The organism is Streptomyces sp. NPDC057424, assembly GCF_042803315.1.
Classification (GTDB): Bacteria; Actinomycetota; Actinomycetes; order Streptomycetales; family Streptomycetaceae; genus Streptomyces.
This window is the reverse complement of record NZ_JBHVCP010000012.1, coordinates 58,577-72,567: the sequence shown is the minus strand read 5'-3', so window position 1 is coordinate 72,567 and position 13,991 is coordinate 58,577. Positions and strand designations below refer to the sequence as shown.

Annotated in this window: 16 protein-coding genes and 1 riboswitch; of the genes, 11 read left to right on the top strand and 5 right to left on the bottom strand. The window is 71.6% G+C overall.

Features of this window, described 5'->3' with window-relative positions; genetic code table 11:
• Positions 1-35: 35 nt before the first annotated feature.
• Together ACFU3E_RS13150 and ACFU3E_RS13145 are read left to right on the top strand one after the other, a co-directional pair.
• A complete protein-coding gene (locus tag ACFU3E_RS13150) occupies positions 36-491 on the top strand; it encodes a nuclear transport factor 2 family protein (protein WP_384155873.1) in 456 nt (151 codons plus the stop codon).
• A gap of 66 nt (positions 492-557) precedes the next feature.
• Entirely contained in the window at positions 558-1,463 is a 906-nt protein-coding gene (locus tag ACFU3E_RS13145) for a helix-turn-helix domain-containing protein (protein ID WP_384155870.1), read from the top strand.
• A gap of 3 nt (positions 1,464-1,466) precedes the next feature.
• On the opposite strand, the gene ACFU3E_RS13140 is transcribed toward ACFU3E_RS13145, so the two are convergent.
• Positions 1,467-2,282, bottom strand: coding sequence for an SAM-dependent methyltransferase (locus ACFU3E_RS13140; protein WP_384155867.1), 816 nt, complete (start codon positions 2,280-2,282; stop codon positions 1,467-1,469).
• 189 nt (positions 2,283-2,471) lie between these two features.
• Positions 2,472-2,539: riboswitch (cobalamin riboswitch) on the top strand.
• 136 nt (positions 2,540-2,675) lie between these two features.
• Here ACFU3E_RS13140 and ACFU3E_RS13135 point away from each other — a divergent pair.
• The 6 genes from ACFU3E_RS13135 to ACFU3E_RS13110 all read left to right on the top strand — a co-directional run bounded on the left by ACFU3E_RS13135 (position 2,676) and on the right by ACFU3E_RS13110 (position 8,699).
• Complete coding sequence (locus ACFU3E_RS13135) at positions 2,676-3,893, top strand: prenyltransferase/squalene oxidase repeat-containing protein (protein WP_384155864.1); 1,218 nt, start codon at positions 2,676-2,678, stop codon at positions 3,891-3,893.
• Complete coding sequence (locus ACFU3E_RS13130; RefSeq protein ID WP_384155860.1) at positions 3,890-4,525, top strand: SCO2322 family protein; 636 nt, start codon at positions 3,890-3,892, stop codon at positions 4,523-4,525. Before ACFU3E_RS13135 ends, ACFU3E_RS13130 begins: the two co-directional genes overlap by 4 nt.
• Positions 4,518-5,609, top strand: coding sequence for an energy-coupling factor transporter transmembrane component T (locus ACFU3E_RS13125; RefSeq protein WP_384155857.1), 1,092 nt, complete (start codon positions 4,518-4,520; stop codon positions 5,607-5,609). The genes ACFU3E_RS13130 and ACFU3E_RS13125 overlap by 8 nt, the downstream gene beginning before the upstream one ends.
• Positions 5,606-7,267 (top strand): ABC transporter ATP-binding protein, encoded by a 1,662-nt coding sequence (locus ACFU3E_RS13120; protein ID WP_384155855.1) that lies wholly within the window; start codon positions 5,606-5,608, stop codon positions 7,265-7,267. Before ACFU3E_RS13125 ends, ACFU3E_RS13120 begins: the two co-directional genes overlap by 4 nt.
• Entirely contained in the window at positions 7,264-8,112 is an 849-nt protein-coding gene (locus ACFU3E_RS13115; protein ID WP_384155852.1) for an ECF transporter S component, read from the top strand. The genes ACFU3E_RS13120 and ACFU3E_RS13115 overlap by 4 nt, the downstream gene beginning before the upstream one ends.
• 170 nt (positions 8,113-8,282) lie before the next feature.
• Complete coding sequence (locus ACFU3E_RS13110; protein ID WP_384155849.1) at positions 8,283-8,699, top strand: transglycosylase SLT domain-containing protein; 417 nt, start codon at positions 8,283-8,285, stop codon at positions 8,697-8,699.
• An 87-nt stretch (positions 8,700-8,786) separates the two neighbouring features.
• On the opposite strand, the gene ACFU3E_RS13105 is transcribed toward ACFU3E_RS13110, so the two are convergent.
• The gene (locus tag ACFU3E_RS13105) at positions 8,787-10,022 is read right to left on the bottom strand and encodes a cytochrome P450 (RefSeq protein WP_384155846.1); all 1,236 of its coding nucleotides are present in this window, start codon (positions 10,020-10,022) and stop codon (positions 8,787-8,789) included.
• A gap of 218 nt (positions 10,023-10,240) precedes the next feature.
• Here ACFU3E_RS13105 and ACFU3E_RS13100 point away from each other — a divergent pair, with 218 nt between their 5' ends.
• Entirely contained in the window at positions 10,241-11,410 is a 1,170-nt protein-coding gene (locus ACFU3E_RS13100) for a steroid 3-ketoacyl-CoA thiolase (protein WP_384155843.1), read from the top strand.
• On the opposite strand, the gene ACFU3E_RS13095 is transcribed toward ACFU3E_RS13100, so the two are convergent.
• A complete protein-coding gene (locus ACFU3E_RS13095; RefSeq protein WP_384155840.1) occupies positions 11,394-11,588 on the bottom strand; it encodes a DUF397 domain-containing protein in 195 nt (64 codons plus the stop codon). The two genes, ACFU3E_RS13100 and ACFU3E_RS13095, sit on opposite strands and share 17 nt — an antisense overlap.
• Positions 11,557-12,396 carry a helix-turn-helix domain-containing protein gene (locus tag ACFU3E_RS13090; protein ID WP_384155837.1) on the bottom strand — a complete coding sequence of 280 codons (840 nt, stop codon included), beginning with the start codon at positions 12,394-12,396 and terminating at the stop codon, positions 11,557-11,559. Before ACFU3E_RS13090 ends, ACFU3E_RS13095 begins: the two co-directional genes overlap by 32 nt.
• Before the next feature lie 123 nt (positions 12,397-12,519).
• Here ACFU3E_RS13090 and ACFU3E_RS13085 point away from each other — a divergent pair, with 123 nt between their 5' ends.
• Both ACFU3E_RS13085 and ACFU3E_RS13080 read left to right on the top strand, forming a co-directional pair.
• Positions 12,520-12,963, top strand: a complete 444-nt coding sequence (locus ACFU3E_RS13085) for an ATP-binding protein (RefSeq protein WP_384156119.1) — start codon at positions 12,520-12,522, stop codon at positions 12,961-12,963.
• Positions 12,964-13,030: 67 nt separating this feature from the next.
• Positions 13,031-13,549, top strand: coding sequence for a universal stress protein (locus ACFU3E_RS13080; protein WP_384155834.1), 519 nt, complete (start codon positions 13,031-13,033; stop codon positions 13,547-13,549).
• A gap of 40 nt (positions 13,550-13,589) precedes the next feature.
• Here ACFU3E_RS13080 and ACFU3E_RS13075 read toward each other — a convergent pair whose 3' ends face one another.
• Entirely contained in the window at positions 13,590-13,928 is a 339-nt protein-coding gene (locus ACFU3E_RS13075; protein ID WP_384155832.1) for a MarR family transcriptional regulator, read from the bottom strand.
• Positions 13,929-13,991: the final 63 nt, after the last annotated feature.

Below are 13,991 nucleotides of genomic sequence, written 5' to 3'. Positions count from 1 at the left end.
CGCCGGGCGGCCCGCCGGGATGCTACGAAACTCCCATGGACCCCATGGAACGCCTCCTCGCCGAACGCGCCTGCGAGCGCCTGATCCTCGACTTCGTCCACCGGCTCGACCTCGGCGAACCCTCGTCCGTCGCCGGGCTGTTCACCGAGGACGGCGTCTGGCAGTGGCCGCATGACGGGCGGCTGGTCGAGGGCCGCGACGCGTTGCGCACGTACTTCGGCTCCCGCCCGGCAGACCGGCTCTCCCGCCGCATGATGTCCAACGTCCTGGTCACCGTGACCTCGCCGGACACGGCCGGGGCGGTCTCCTGCTTCACGACTTACCGCGTCGACGGCTACGAGGGTGGTGTCGTCCCGGCCGGACCGCCGGTCCAGATCGGGCACTACGAGGACACGTTCCGCCGGGCCGACGGGACCTGGCTGCTCGCTTCACGGACCCTCCACCTTCCCTTCGGCGGACCCACCCCGCGCCCGAACGTGCCTGCGGCATAAGGCTCTTGACGTTGCGGCGGCCCCCTAGGATGGTCGGACGCAACGCTCGCACCGGGAGAGATGCCCATGGGCACCGAAGAGGCCGCACGCACGACGACCGGCAGCGGGGGCCTGGACAGCGGGTGTGCCGGGCCCATGGTGCCGCGGCTGGCCCTCGGCGCCCGGCTGCGCGTGCTGCGGGAGGAACGGGGCATCAACCGGGCGGACGCGGGGCACGTCATCCGCGCCTCCCCCTCCAAGATCAGCCGGATGGAGGCCGGCCGCCACGGCTTCAAACTGCGTGACGTCGCCGATCTGCTCACTCTCTACGGCGTCACGGACGAGGCCGGGCGGGCCACCCTGCTGGCGCTGGCCGAGCAGGCCAACACCCCCGCCTGGTGGCGCTCCTACAGCGATGTCGTGCCCGCCTGGATGCAGACCTATCTCGGGGCGGAGCAGGCGGCGAGTCTCATCCGCTGCTTCCGGGTCCAGCGCGTCCCCGGCCTGCTGCAGACCGCCGGCTACGCCCGGGCCGCCGTCCGGCTCACGCACCCGGACGCCGGTGCGGCGGAGATCGACCGCCGGGTCGCGCTGCGGATGGCCCGCCAGCGGATCCACCACCGGCAGCCGGCGACCCGGTTGTGGGCCGTGATCGACGAGGCGGCCCTGCGCCGCCCGGTGGGCGGCAACCGCGTGATGCGGGAGCAGCTCAGGCATCTCATCGAGATCTGCCGGCTCCCGCACGTCACGGTGCAGATCCTGCCGTTCCTCACCGGCGCCCACGCCGCGGAGGGCGGTCCGGTCACCATTCTGCGGCTGCCCGGTGGGCAGTTGCCCGACGTGGTCTACCTGGAACAGCTCACCGGCGCCCTCTACCCCGACCGGCCGGCCGACATCGAGTGCTACTGGGACGCCATGAACCGGCTGGTGGTCGAAGCCGAGCCGCCGGACGAGACTCCGACCATCCTGCACCGCATCCTTCAGGAGACCTGAGGGTCAGCGCTTGAGAGCGACGCCGCCGTACTGGTGCACCTCGGCCGGGAGGTCCAGGGCCGCCGCGTCTGGACGCCAGCGCGAGCAGGAGGCCACTCCCGGTTCGAGCAGTTCCAGACCGTCGAAGTAGCGCGCGATCTGCTCGGGACTGCGCAGGATGTACGGGATCGAGCCGCCGTCGTTGTACTGCTGGATGGCGCGGACGTAGTCCTCGCTGGTGTCGGTGGAGTCGTACTGCACGAGGTAGCTGCCGGGGGGCAGGGCATCCACCAGCCGCCGCACGATCGAGCGGGCCTCGTCGTGGTCCTCGACATGGCCCAGGATGCCCATCAGCATGAGGGCGACGGGCCGGTCGAAGTCGAGCGTCTTCCCGGCCTCCCGGACGATCGTGTCCGGCTCGCGCAGGTTGGCGTCGACGTAGTTGGTGACGCCTTCGGGGGTGCTGGTGAGCAGCGCGCGGGCGTGGGCCAGGACCAGGGGGTCGTTGTCGACGTAGACGATCCGGCTCTCCGGGGCCACCCGCTGGGCGATCTGGTGGGTGTTGTCCACGTTGGGCAGGCCGGTGCCGATGTCCAGGAACTGGCGGATGCCCTCTTCGGCGGCCAGGTGGCGCACGGCGCGGGCGAGGAAGTAGCGGGCGGCGCGGGCGCCGGTCTCGATCCCGGGGAAGATCTCACGGAACGCGTCACCGGCCACACGGTCGACTTCGTAGTTGTCCTTCCCGCCCAGCCAGTAGTTCCAGATCCGGGCCGAGTGCGGCACCGAGGTGTCGATCTTGGGGAACGGCTCCTGCTCGGCGTTCTCCACCTGGTCGGTCATGGACGCTCCTGCGTGTGTGGGTCGGGGAGCCCACGTTAGCCGTTCTGCGCCCTGGAGAGGATCAACTCCTCTACGGATCCCGGGAGTTCGACGTCCTCGTGAGTGGGCCGGGTCGATGCCCGCCCGGCACCCCTCGGCCCGATTCCTACGGGCGGGTACAGTATGCGGGTCGTCATCACATCGTACGGGGGGAAGCCGGTGCAATTCCGGCGCTGACCCGCAACCGTGAACCGCCGCCCGCGGCGGTGAGCCGGATCGCTTCGTACGGTTCATGACCGGCTCACGTGCCCGGCAGCCCGCCGGTACACGGCACCGTCGAGGTATACGGGGCCGAGCCGCCCGGGGGTGCCCCGTGCTGCCCGGCTCCCCCACAGGGAGAGGCACCCGCCGATCATGAACGTCCGCCGCAGCGCCACGGTCCTGGCCGCCGTCGCAGTGATCGGCGCCGCCACCCCGGCCGCCGCCGACCCGTCCCCGTCGCCCTCCCAGGCGTTCCCGTCCGCCCTGTACGGCGGCACGGACCCCAAGTTCGACGGTGTCTGGCGCCAGTCGCTCGCACTGCTCGCGCAGGACACCGTGGGGGTGAAGCCGGCGGCGAAGTCCGTGGAGTGGCTGACACGGCAGCAATGCGAGGACGGCGGCTTCGCCTCCTACCGCGCCGACCCCACCACCGCGTGCGACGCCAAGACGATGCTGGACACCAACGCCACGTCCGCCGCCGTGCAGGCCCTCACCGCCCTCGGCGGGCACGACGACGCCACCGGCCAGGCCGTCGACTGGCTGAAGTCCGTCCAGAACGAGGACGGCGGCTGGGGCTACTCGCCCGGCGGTGCCAGCGACACCAACTCGACGTCGATCGTCATCGGCGCGCTCGCCGCCGCGGGCGAGAAGCCGGACCAGGTCGAGAAGGACGGCAAGTCCCCCTACGACGCGCTGCTGAAGCTCGCGCTGCCCTGCGGCGGGGACGGCGACGGCGCGTTCGCGTTCCAGCCGGACAAGAAGGGCAAGCTCGCCGCCAACGCGGACGCCACGGCGGCCGGTGTGCTCGGCGCCCTGGGCCAGGGCATGGTCGTCGAGCCCGGCAAGAAGTCCGACGCGACCTGCGAGAAGGCCGAAGCGCCCGAGCAGGCCGCGGCCAACGGAGCGGCGTATCTCACGTCCGCCCTCGCCAAGGACGACGACCACCTGATGTCCGCCCTGGCCGGTGCCGAGCCCCAGCCCGACTACGGCAACACCGCCGACGCGGTCGTCGCGCTCGCCGCGCAGGGGAGCACCGCGCAGGCGGAGAAGTCCGTGCGGTGGCTGGAGAAGAACTCCGCGTCCTGGGCCGCGCAGAGCGGTCCGGCCGCCTACGCCCAGCTGGTCTTCGCCGCCCACGCGACGGGCACGAACCCGCGCGACTTCGGCGGCGCGGACCTCGTCAAGCAGCTCAACGCGACGGGCCCGGCCCCGCAGACCGCCGGGAAGGCCGAGTCCTCGGACGAGAAGCCGGGCGAGAAGGACGACTCCGGCTCCTTCTTCGGGGTCTGGTGGTACGTCGGCGTCTGCCTCGTCGCCGGAATCGGCATCGGGTTCCTGTTCACCGGCCGCAAGAAGCAGCAGCAGCTGTGATCCGCCGGGCCGTTCTCCTGCTCCTGGCCTCGCTCCTGCTGTGCGCGGGGGCGGGCCAGGCCCAGGCCGCCGGTTACCGGTACTGGTCGTTCTGGGAGCGCGACGCCGGTCACTGGGTCTACGCCACCCAGGGCCCGTCCCTGGCCCGCCCCTCGGACGGCGACGTCCAGGGCTTCCGCTTCGCGGTGAGCGAGGACTCCGCGAACGCGGCCCGGCCGCGCGGCACGGCCGACTTCGCGACGGTCTGCGCGAAGACGCCCGCGCAGGACGGCAGGAAGCGGGTGGCCCTGGTCATCGACTTCGGCACACCGTCGGACGCCCCCGAGGGCGAAGCCCCGCCCGCCGCCCGCACGGCCTGCGCCCGGGTCTCCCCCGACGCGACCACGGCCGAGGCCCTGGCGGCGGTGGCCAAGCCGCTGCGCTACGACACCAACGCCCTGCTGTGTGCGATCTCGGGCTATCCGGAGAAGGGTTGCGGCGAACAGGTCTCCCAGAAGGAACAGAAGCGGAAGCCGGTGGCGGAGCAGAACTCCGCGTCGGACGACGGCCCGTCCCTGGGCCTGGTGGCGGGCATCGCCGTGGTGGTACTCCTGGGCGGGGCGGCGTTCTGGCAGGTACGGCGGCGTGGATAGCGGCCCTCGGCGGCGAGGCCGGGCTCAGCTGCACCCCGGCGCCTGGTGGCTCTGGGCGCTGGCGCTCGGCACCGCGGCCACCCGCACCACCAACCCCCTGCTCCTCGCCCTCCTCATCGCGGTCTCCGCCTACGTCGTGGCCACCCGCCGCCCCGACACCCCCTGGTCCCGCTCCTACGGCGCCTTCGTCAAACTCGCCCTCGCCGTGATCCTCATCCGCCTGCTCTTCGCGACCGTCCTCGGCTCCCCCATCCCGGGCACGCACGCCCTCCTCACCCTCCCCGAACTCCCCCTCCCCGCCTGGGCCCAGGGCATCCGCCTCGGCGGCGAGGTGACCGCGGAAGCCCTCACCTTCGCCCTGTACGACGGCCTGAGACTGGCCACCCTCCTCATCTGCGTCGGCGCCGCGAACGCCCTCGCCAACCCCTCCCGCCTGCTCAAGTCCCTCCCGGGCGCCCTGTACGAGATGGGTGTCGCGGTCGTCGTGGCCCTCACCTTCGCCCCGAACCTCATCGCCGACGTCCAGCGCCTGCGTGCCGCCCGCCGTCTGCGCGGCCGCCCGGACAAGGGCGTCAGGGGCCTGCTGCAGGTGGGTCTCCCGGTCCTGGAGGGCGCGCTGGAGCGCTCCGTCTCGCTCGCCGCCGCGATGGACGCCCGCGGCTACGGCCGTACCGCCCAGGTCCCGCCCGCCGTACGCCGTACCACCGCCGCCCTCACGCTCGGCGGTCTGCTCGGCGTCTGCGCGGGAACGTACGGCCTCCTCACGGCCGAGGGCGCCGGCTACGGCTTCCCCCTGCTCCTCGCGGGTCTCGCCGCCGCCCTCGTGGGTCTCCAGCTCGGCGGACGCCGATCCCTCCGCACCCGCTACCGCCCGGACCGCTGGGACGTGCGCGCCGGGCTGGTCGTCGCCTCCGGCGTCGCGGTGGCGGCCCTGCTCGCCCTCGCCGCGGCCCGTGACCCCGCGGCCCTGCACCCGGGCGTGGTCCCCCTGGTCGCCCCCGCCTTCCCCCTCTGGCCGGCCGCGGCCGTACTGCTCGGGCTGCTGCCCGCGTTCGTCGCCCCCGATCCCAAGGAGCCGTCGTGATCCGCTTCGAGGAGGTCTCCGTGACCTACGACGGGGCCGCCGAACCCACCGTCCGGGGCATCGACTTCGAGGTCCCGGAAGGCGAACTCGTGCTGCTGGCGGGCCCGTCCGGGGTCGGCAAGTCGACCGTGCTGGGCGCCGTCAGCGGACTCGTCCCGCACTTCACCGGCGGCACCCTGCGCGGCCGTGTCACGGTCGCCGGGCGCGACACCCGCACCCACAAGCCGCGCGAACTGGCCGACGTCGTGGGCACGGTCGGCCAGGACCCGCTCTCCCACTTCGTCACCGACACCGTCGAGGACGAACTCGCCTACGGCATGGAGTCGTTGGGCCTCGCCCCGGACGTGATGCGCCGCCGCGTCGAGGAGGCGCTCGACCTGCTGGGCCTCGCCGACCTGCGCGACCGGCCGATCGCCACGCTCTCCGGCGGCCAGCAGCAGCGCGTCGCGATCGGCTCGGTCCTCACCCCGCACCCGAGCGTCCTCGTCCTGGACGAGCCGACCTCCGCGCTCGACCCGGCTGCCGCCGAGGAGGTCCTGGCCGTCCTCCAGCGGCTCGTGCACGACCTCGGCACGACGGTCCTCATGGCCGAACACCGCCTGGAACGCGTCATCCAGTACGCCGACCAGGTCGTCCTCCTGCCCGGCCCGGGCGCATCCCCGGTCCTGGGACACCCGGCCGAGGTGATGGCCGTGTCCCCGGTCCACCCGCCGGTGGTGGCCCTGGGCCGCCTGGCGGGCTGGGATCCTCTCCCCCTGACGGTCCGCGACGCCCGTCGCAGGGCAGCAGATCTGAAGCGACAGCTGGAGAACGCCGCCCCTAAGGGGCGCGGGGAACTGCGCGATCAACCACATTCGACCCGCACCCGCGAACGACCCCCACAACCCACCCCCGAAGGCGCCGCCCACATCCAAGCCCTCTCGGTCACCCGCTCCCGCATCCAGGCCCTACGCACCATCGACCTCACCATCACCCCCGGCGAGACCATCGCCCTCATGGGCCGCAACGGCGCCGGAAAATCCACCCTCCTCGGCTCTCTGGTCGGCCTCGTCAAGCCCGGCTCCGGAACCGTCCGCGTCGGCGGAGCCACACCCCACCGCACCGCGCCGAAGGACCTCGTCCGCAAGGTCGGCCTGGTCCCCCAGGAGCCCCGCGACCTGCTCTGCGCCGACACCGTCGCCGCCGAGTGCGCGGCGGCCGACCAGGACGCGGGCGCGGAACCCGGCACCTGCAGGGCCCTGGTCACCGAGCTGCTGCCCGGCGTCACCGACGGCAGCCACCCCCGCGACCTCTCGGAGGGACAGCGGCTCGCGCTCGCCCTCGCCGTCGTGCTGACCGCCCGGCCACCGCTGCTCCTGCTGGACGAGCCGACCCGGGGCCTGGACTACGCGGCGAAGGCCCGGCTGGTCGCGGTGCTGCGCACACTGGCCGCCGAAGGGCACGCCGTCGTCCTGGCCACGCACGACGTGGAACTCGCCGCCGAGGTAGCCCACCGGGTGGTGCTGCTGGCCGAGGGCGAGGTGATCGCGGACGGCCCGATGGCGGACGTCGTGGTCTCCTCGCCGTCCTTCGCGCCGCAGGTCACCAAGATCCTGGCGCCCCAGCACTGGCTCACGGTGTCCCAGGTCCGCGCGGCCCTGGAGGAGACCGGCCGATGAGTCTGAGGGAGACCACCCGCACGCACCCTCAGCGGCAGGCCCGGGCCGTCCGTCTCGGGCCCCGCTCCCTCGCCGCCCTGGCCCTGGTCAGCGCCGTGGGCGTCGCCGGTTTCACCTGGCCCTTCCTCGCCCCGCCCACCTCGCAGCTCAGCGCGCACGCCCAGGACGCGCCCTGGCTCTTCGCTGGCCTGCTGCTGCTGCTGGTGGCGGTCGTGGCCGCGGCGATCTCGGAGTCCGGGCTCGGCCCGAAGGCGGTCGCGATGCTCGGCGTGCTGGCCGCCACGGGAGCGGCTCTGCGCCCGATCGGCGCCGGTACCGCGGGCATCGAGCCGATGTTCTTCCTGATGGTGCTGAGCGGCCGGGTGCTCGGCCCGGGCTTCGGATTCGTCCTCGGCTCGGTGACCATGTTCGCGTCCGCGCTGCTCACAGGCGGGGTCGGCCCGTGGCTGCCGTTCCAGATGCTGGCGATGGGCTGGTTCGCGATGGGCGCGGGCCTGCTGCCCGGACCGGACCGGCTGCGCGGCCGGGCCGAGCTCGCGATGCTCGCCGGCTACGGCTTCCTCGCCGCGTTCGCCTACGGCACGGTGATGAACATGGCGGGCTGGCCCTTCATGAGCGCCCTCGCCTCGAACGTGGCCTTCGACCCGCACGCGCCGGTCGCCGCGAACCTGGCCCGTTTCGTCGCGTACTGCGTCGCCACCTCGCTCGGCTGGGACCTGGGCCGGGCGGTCGTCACGGTCGTCCTGACGCTCGCCCTCGGCCCGGCGGTCCTCAGGGCGCTGCGCCGGGCCACGCGCCGGGCGGCCTTCGAGACGCCCGTCACGTTCGACGCCGCCCCGAAGTGAGCCTGCCCACGTGACCCGCGTCATGTACGAAGCGGGGCCGTAGGGACAAGCCCCGGTCACAGGCCCCGAGCTGCCCGGTGCATGCCGTCATACCTAGTAAAAGGGGTCATTGCACGCATCCGGTGTGTCTGTTCTGGTGGACGACTGCTGCCCCCCACGAAAGGTCGCCTGTGCCCGCCACTTCCGTCCTCCGCCGTGCCGCCACCCCGAAGAAGGCCCTCGCCGGTGCCGCCCTGGCCGCGGCCACCTGCGGCACCCTGATCGCCGCGGGGCCCGCCCAGGCCGCTCCGACGGAGGCCTCCTCGGCGCAGGCGGTCGCGAAGAAGATGATCGGCGACGACGCGCAGTACCGGTGCTTCTCCAAGATCGTCGAGCAGGAGAGCGACTGGAACGTGAACGCCGAGAACGCCTCCAGCGGCGCCTACGGCCTGGTCCAGGCCCTGCCGGGCGACAAGATGGCCTCGGCGGGCTCCGACTGGAAGAACAACGCGGCCACGCAGATCGAGTGGGGCCTGGACTACATGAAGGACCGCTACGGCAGCGCCTGCGGTGCCTGGGACTTCTGGCAGGCCAACCACTGGTACTGAGCCGGCCCCACCCCACAGACCGAAGGCGGCGGCCCCCTGATCCCCGGGGCCGTCGCCTTCGCCATGCCCGGCCTTCCGCCGGGGCCTTCAGCCCGTGCTCACCGGAAGCTCCTTCACCCCGTTGATCCACGCCGACCGCAGGCGCCGCGGGTCCCCGACCAGCCTCAGCCCGGGCATGGCGTCGGCGATCGCGTTGAAGATGAGGTTGATCTCCAGCACGGCGAGGGACTTGCCCAGGCAGTAGTGGGGGCCGCCGCCGCCGAAGCCGAGGTGCGGGTTGGGGTCGCGGGTGACGTCGAAGGCGTCCGGGTCGTCGAAGACCTCGGGGTCGTGGTTGGCCGAGGCGTAGAACAATCCGAGCCGGTCGCCCTCGCGGATGCGCTTGCCGCCGAGTTCGGTGTCCTGGGTGGCCGTGCGCTGGAAGGCGGCGACCGGGGTCGCCCAGCGCACGATCTCCTCCGCCGCCGTCCCCGGCCGGTCGCGCTTGTAGAGCTCCCACTGCTCGGGGTGGGTGAGGAAGGCGTGCATGCCGTGGGTGATGGCGTTGCGGGTGGTCTCGTTGCCCGCGACGGCCAGCATCAGCACGAAGAAGCCGAACTCGTCGGAGCTGAGGTTGCCCTCGTCCTCCGCCGCGACGAGCTGCGTGACGATGTCGTGGGCCGGGCACTGCTTGCGGTCGGCGGCCATGTTCATCGCGTAGGCGATGATCTCCGTGGCCGACTCGGCGCCGACCTCCTCGGTGATGGCGTACTCGGGATCGTCGTACGCGATCATCTTGTTGGACCAGTCGAAGATCTTGTCCCGGTCCTCCTGCGGCACGCCCATCAGCTCGGCGATGGCCTGGAGGGGCAGTTCGCAGGCGACCTGGGTGACGAAGTCGAACGGCCCGGTGTGCGCGCGGGCGGAGTCGACGATGGAGTGGGCCCGCGCCCGCAGCCGGTCCTCCAGCGCCCGGATCGACCGGGGCGTGAACCCGCGCTGCACGATCTGCCGGACCCGGGTGTGCTCCGGCGGGTCCATGTTCAGCAGGATCAGCCGCTGCGCGTCGATGGAGTCGCGCTCGATGTGCTCGTTGAAGCGGATGATCGCCGTGTTGAGGGACGACGAGAACAACTCCGGGTGCGTGGACACGTACTTGACGTCGGTGTGCCGGGTGACGGCCCAGTAGCCCTCGTCCTGGAAGCCGGCGAGACCGGCCGGCTGCGCCACCCAGCAGACCGGTTCGACCCGGCGCAGCTCGGCGAACTCCGGCAGGGGCACGCGATGATGCAGCAGGTCGGGGTCGGTGAAGTCGAACCCGTCGGGCAGCGCGGGACAGGGCATGGGCGGCTCCCACCACTCGTACCGACTCTGAGGTCTGACGGCCCATCAGCTGTGCGGAGTTGCGGTGACGGTAGTAACGGGTTCTACAAGTAGCAAGAGGCACGGGCCCGCCAATTGCCCGCACGACCCTTGCGGTCACCGAGCGGCCCTCAGCACACTGGCGACAGAACTAGAACGCGTACTAGTTCCGCTGAGCCTCCCGGAGAGGACCCGCACCCATGGCTGCCGAACCCGTGATCGTCGAAGCCGTACGCACCCCCATCGGCAAGCGCGGCGGCGCGCTCGCCAATCTGCACCCCGCCTATCTCCTGGGCGAGACCTACCGCGAACTCCTCGGCCGTACCGGCATCCCCGCCGACTGCGTCGAGCAGATCGTCGGCGGTACGGTCACCCACGCCGGCGAGCAGTCCATGAACCCCGCGCGCACGGCCTGGCTGACCATGGGGCTCCCCTACGAGACGGCCGCGACGACCGTCGACGCGCAGTGCGGGTCCTCCCAGCAGGCCTCGCACATGGTGGCCAACATGGTCGCGGCCGGGGTGATCGACGTCGGCATCTCCTGCGGGGTGGAGTCGATGTCGCGCGTGCCGCTGGGGTCGGGCTCGAAGCACGGGCCCGGCAAGCCGTTCCCCGACGAGTGGAACGTGGACCTGCCCAACCAGTTCGAGGCGGCCGAACGGATCGCCCGGCACCGGGACCTGACCCGCGAGGACGTAGACGCCCTGGGCCTCGCCTCACAGGAACGGGCCGCCCACGCCTGGGCGGAGGAGCGTTTCAAACGGGAGACGTTCGCGGTCCAGGTCCCCACGACCGAGGAGGAGCAGCATGCCGGCCAGGGCATGTGGCGCCTGGTCGACAAGGACGAGGGTCTGCGCGACACGACCGCGGAGGCCCTGGCCTCCTTGAAGCCGATCATGCCCACGGCGGTGCACACGGCGGGCAACTCGTCGCAGATCTCGGACGGGGCGGCGGCGATCATGTGGGCGTCGAAACGGATGACAAGGGCGCTGAAGCTGCGCCCCCGGGCCCGGATCGTGGCCCAGGCGCTGGTCGGGTCCGACCCCCACTTCCACCTCGACGGCCCGATCGACGCGACCAAGGCGGTCCTGGGCAAGGCCGGGATGTCCCTCAAGGACATCGACGTGGTGGAGATCAACGAGGCGTTCGCGTCGGTGGTGCTGAGCTGGGCGCGGGTCTTCGACCAGGACCTGTCGAAGGTGAACGTCAACGGAGGCGCCATCGCGCTCGGGCACCCGGTGGGAGCGACCGGGGCCCGGCTCATCACGACGGCACTTCATGAACTGGAGCGCGCGGACAAGGAGTTCGCGCTGATCACGATGTGTGCGGGGGGCGGTTTGGCCACCGGCACGATCATTCAGCGGTTGTAGAGGTCCAGTTGACGAAGGTGGTGAACGTGGCGGGATCGAGGGTGAGCATCGGTCCCGCCGGGTTCTTGGAGTCGCGTATCGCGACGGTGGCAGAGGCTTCGGCGACCTCTACACAATCACCGCCCTGGTCACCGCTGTAGCTGGACTTACGCCACAGGATCCCCGCCTTGCTGGCCATAGCGTTCCTCCATTACGCGCCGGATCAACTCCGCCGAGTCCTTGAGGGAGAGCGCGGCGGCACGAAGATGATCGTAACGGAGCGAGCAGTCCTTGACGGTGTCCGGATTCGCGGTCGGATGCCCGCTGCCATACCCCTCGGTATAGACAATGTCCGGGTCGCGTTCGAATCGGTAGAGGTTGAATGCGCCTTGGAGCCCGACGTGCGCTCCGGCCGAAAACGGGAGCACCTGGATGTTGATCCGGGGGTTGCGCTCGAAGGCCAACAGGTGGGCCAGTTGACCCCGCATGGTCTCTGCACCGCCGATTTCCTGGTGCAGCGCCGCCTCGCTGACGACCATCCACAGGACCGGGGACATCTCCTTCTCGAAGATGCGCTGCCGGGCCAGCCGTACGGCAGTGCGGTCCTCCAGGTCCGTCTGATCCAGCACACCGAGGACGGCACGGGCGTACGACTGCGCTTGGAGGAGCCCGTGCACCATGTGGGTCTGGAACGTGCAGATCTCCAGAGCCCTGACCTCCAGCTCCGCCACCTGCTGAAACCACGCCGGAAGCCGACTGCGCAGCACCAGCTCGACGAGCCGGGAGAACATGCCGTCCGTGCCGAGCGCCGCATCCACCCGTTCGCTGAACTCCGGCGTCGGAAGCTTCCTGGCCGTCTCGATCTGGCCCACCAGCGAGCCGGTGTAGTTGAGGATGTCCCCCAACTGCCGCTGTGTCAGCCCGGCGGCCTCTCTGTGGCGCCGTAGCTCGTAGCCGTAGTAGTCGAGCGGCGACGCACCCGGGTCAAGGGCGTTGATGTGGGTCACGGCAGAAGCCCCTCTCACGCAACTCGGCCCACAACGGGACCGGTTGTATCCGTTCCGTAGCCGAGGGTAGTCACCGCACGTCAGCCTCGTCCCGTGAACGAATACATTCCCGCCCAGTACGCGATGCGCCTCACCGTCGGTGAACACGCCCCCCGGCACATCCGCCGTATCGTCCGCTCGTTCCTCGGCGAGTGGGACATGCTCGAGCTGTCGGGCGCCGCCGAACTGGGCGTGACCGAGCTGCTCGCCAACGTCGCACGACACGTCCCGGACCGCCGCTGCGCGCTGCTGTTGCTGCGGCAGCGCACGGGCGTACGGGTGGAGGTCACGGACGGCAGCGATGAACTGCCGTGCATGCCCGACACGTTGGACACGGAGGCCGAGAACGGCCGGGGACTGCTCCTGCTCGACGCGATGGCCGACAAGTGGGGCGTGTCGCTGTGGTCCGGCGGAGGCAAGACCGTGTGGTTCGAATGCGAGGCCGGTCCCGCGCCGGGGACACCGCACACCCGCGACCCCCAGACACGCGATACACAATACGCGAAAAAAGTTTCACGTAAGTATTGACGTACTTCGCGGGGGATGGAGACGCTGGAAGTGCCCCTCCATCCCTCTCCCGGAAAGCGCGACCGCCATGAACTCCACCCGCCCGAACTCCTCGTCCACCCCGACCACTCCCTCGGCCACCCGTCGGCGATCCCCGGTGGCCGCGGTACTGGCCGACCGCCTGGATGACACCGCAGTGGTGGACGCGGCCGTCCGACTCGCCGCCGCGCGCGGTGCACCACTGCTGCTGATCGCGGTCATGCCTCCGCCGCCACCCAGGGCCGGGAGCGCGCGCCCGGACTCGATGGCCGTCCGCGCGGTGCTGGGACGGGCCATGCCGCGCCTGGCCCGCGCGGGGATCGAGTACCGGACGGCCGTCCACCACCGGCCCGCCGTTCGCGAGGGCGGACGGCTGCACGCGGCGAAGGCCCTGCTGGACACGGCGGTCCTGCACGGCTGCTCACTCCTGGTGGTCTCGCACAGCGGGCCCGCGGACCTGGACGCCGGCAAGGTGATGGAGGCCGCCGCCCTCCGCTGCGGTCCGTTCGTCCACGCGGCCTCGCCGGTGCCGTGGGTACCGCCGGCCGTGCCCTGCCCCGGCCGCTGAGACTCGGGCGCCGGCGCCGCCGCGCTCGGCCGGGGCCGACTTACGAGGCGGAGCGTTCGCGGTCGTCGGCGGGGATGTCCTCGCGATGCAGGAAGGTGGCCAGGAGGTCGCCGACGGGATGGTCCGCCTCACTGGGGTGGCGCAGGGCGACGGTGGGATCGATGGTGTAGCGGTTGCGTCGGCCCACACGCTCGCGGGTCAGGTAGCCGGCCGCTTCGAGATCGGCGACGATCAACTGGACGGCGCGTTCGGTGATGCCGATGGCGTCGGCGACGTCGCGCCCGCGCGCTCCGGGGTCGCGGGCCAGGGCGATCAGGACCCGGGCGTGATTGGTCAGGAAGGTCCACTGATCGCCACGCGGGCTGGAGGGCTGACTCATGGCCTTCATCATACGAAGCAGACTTCGTATCACCAACAACATTTCACGAAAAGTAATTGCCGA

Excerpts from the sequence above, each read along its gene's own strand:
- ACFU3E_RS13080 (WP_384155834.1), top strand. The coding sequence starts at position 13,031 with ATGAACTCCACCCGCCCGAACTCCTCGTCCACCCCGACCACTCCCTCG.
- ACFU3E_RS13145 (WP_384155870.1), top strand. The coding sequence starts at position 558 with ATGGGCACCGAAGAGGCCGCACGCACGACGACCGGCAGCGGGGGCCTG.
- ACFU3E_RS13085 (WP_384156119.1), top strand. The coding sequence starts at position 12,520 with ATGCGCCTCACCGTCGGTGAACACGCCCCCCGGCACATCCGCCGTATC.
- ACFU3E_RS13115 (WP_384155852.1), top strand. The coding sequence starts at position 7,264 with ATGAGTCTGAGGGAGACCACCCGCACGCACCCTCAGCGGCAGGCCCGG.
- ACFU3E_RS13135 (WP_384155864.1), top strand. The coding sequence starts at position 2,676 with ATGAACGTCCGCCGCAGCGCCACGGTCCTGGCCGCCGTCGCAGTGATC.
- ACFU3E_RS13150 (WP_384155873.1), top strand. The coding sequence starts at position 36 with ATGGACCCCATGGAACGCCTCCTCGCCGAACGCGCCTGCGAGCGCCTG.
- ACFU3E_RS13140 (WP_384155867.1), bottom strand. The coding sequence starts at position 2,282 with ATGACCGACCAGGTGGAGAACGCCGAGCAGGAGCCGTTCCCCAAGATC.
- ACFU3E_RS13105 (WP_384155846.1), bottom strand. The coding sequence starts at position 10,022 with ATGCCCTGTCCCGCGCTGCCCGACGGGTTCGACTTCACCGACCCCGAC.
- ACFU3E_RS13075 (WP_384155832.1), bottom strand. The coding sequence starts at position 13,928 with ATGAGTCAGCCCTCCAGCCCGCGTGGCGATCAGTGGACCTTCCTGACC.
- ACFU3E_RS13095 (WP_384155840.1), bottom strand. The coding sequence starts at position 11,588 with ATGGCCAGCAAGGCGGGGATCCTGTGGCGTAAGTCCAGCTACAGCGGT.
- ACFU3E_RS13100 (WP_384155843.1), top strand. The coding sequence starts at position 10,241 with ATGGCTGCCGAACCCGTGATCGTCGAAGCCGTACGCACCCCCATCGGC.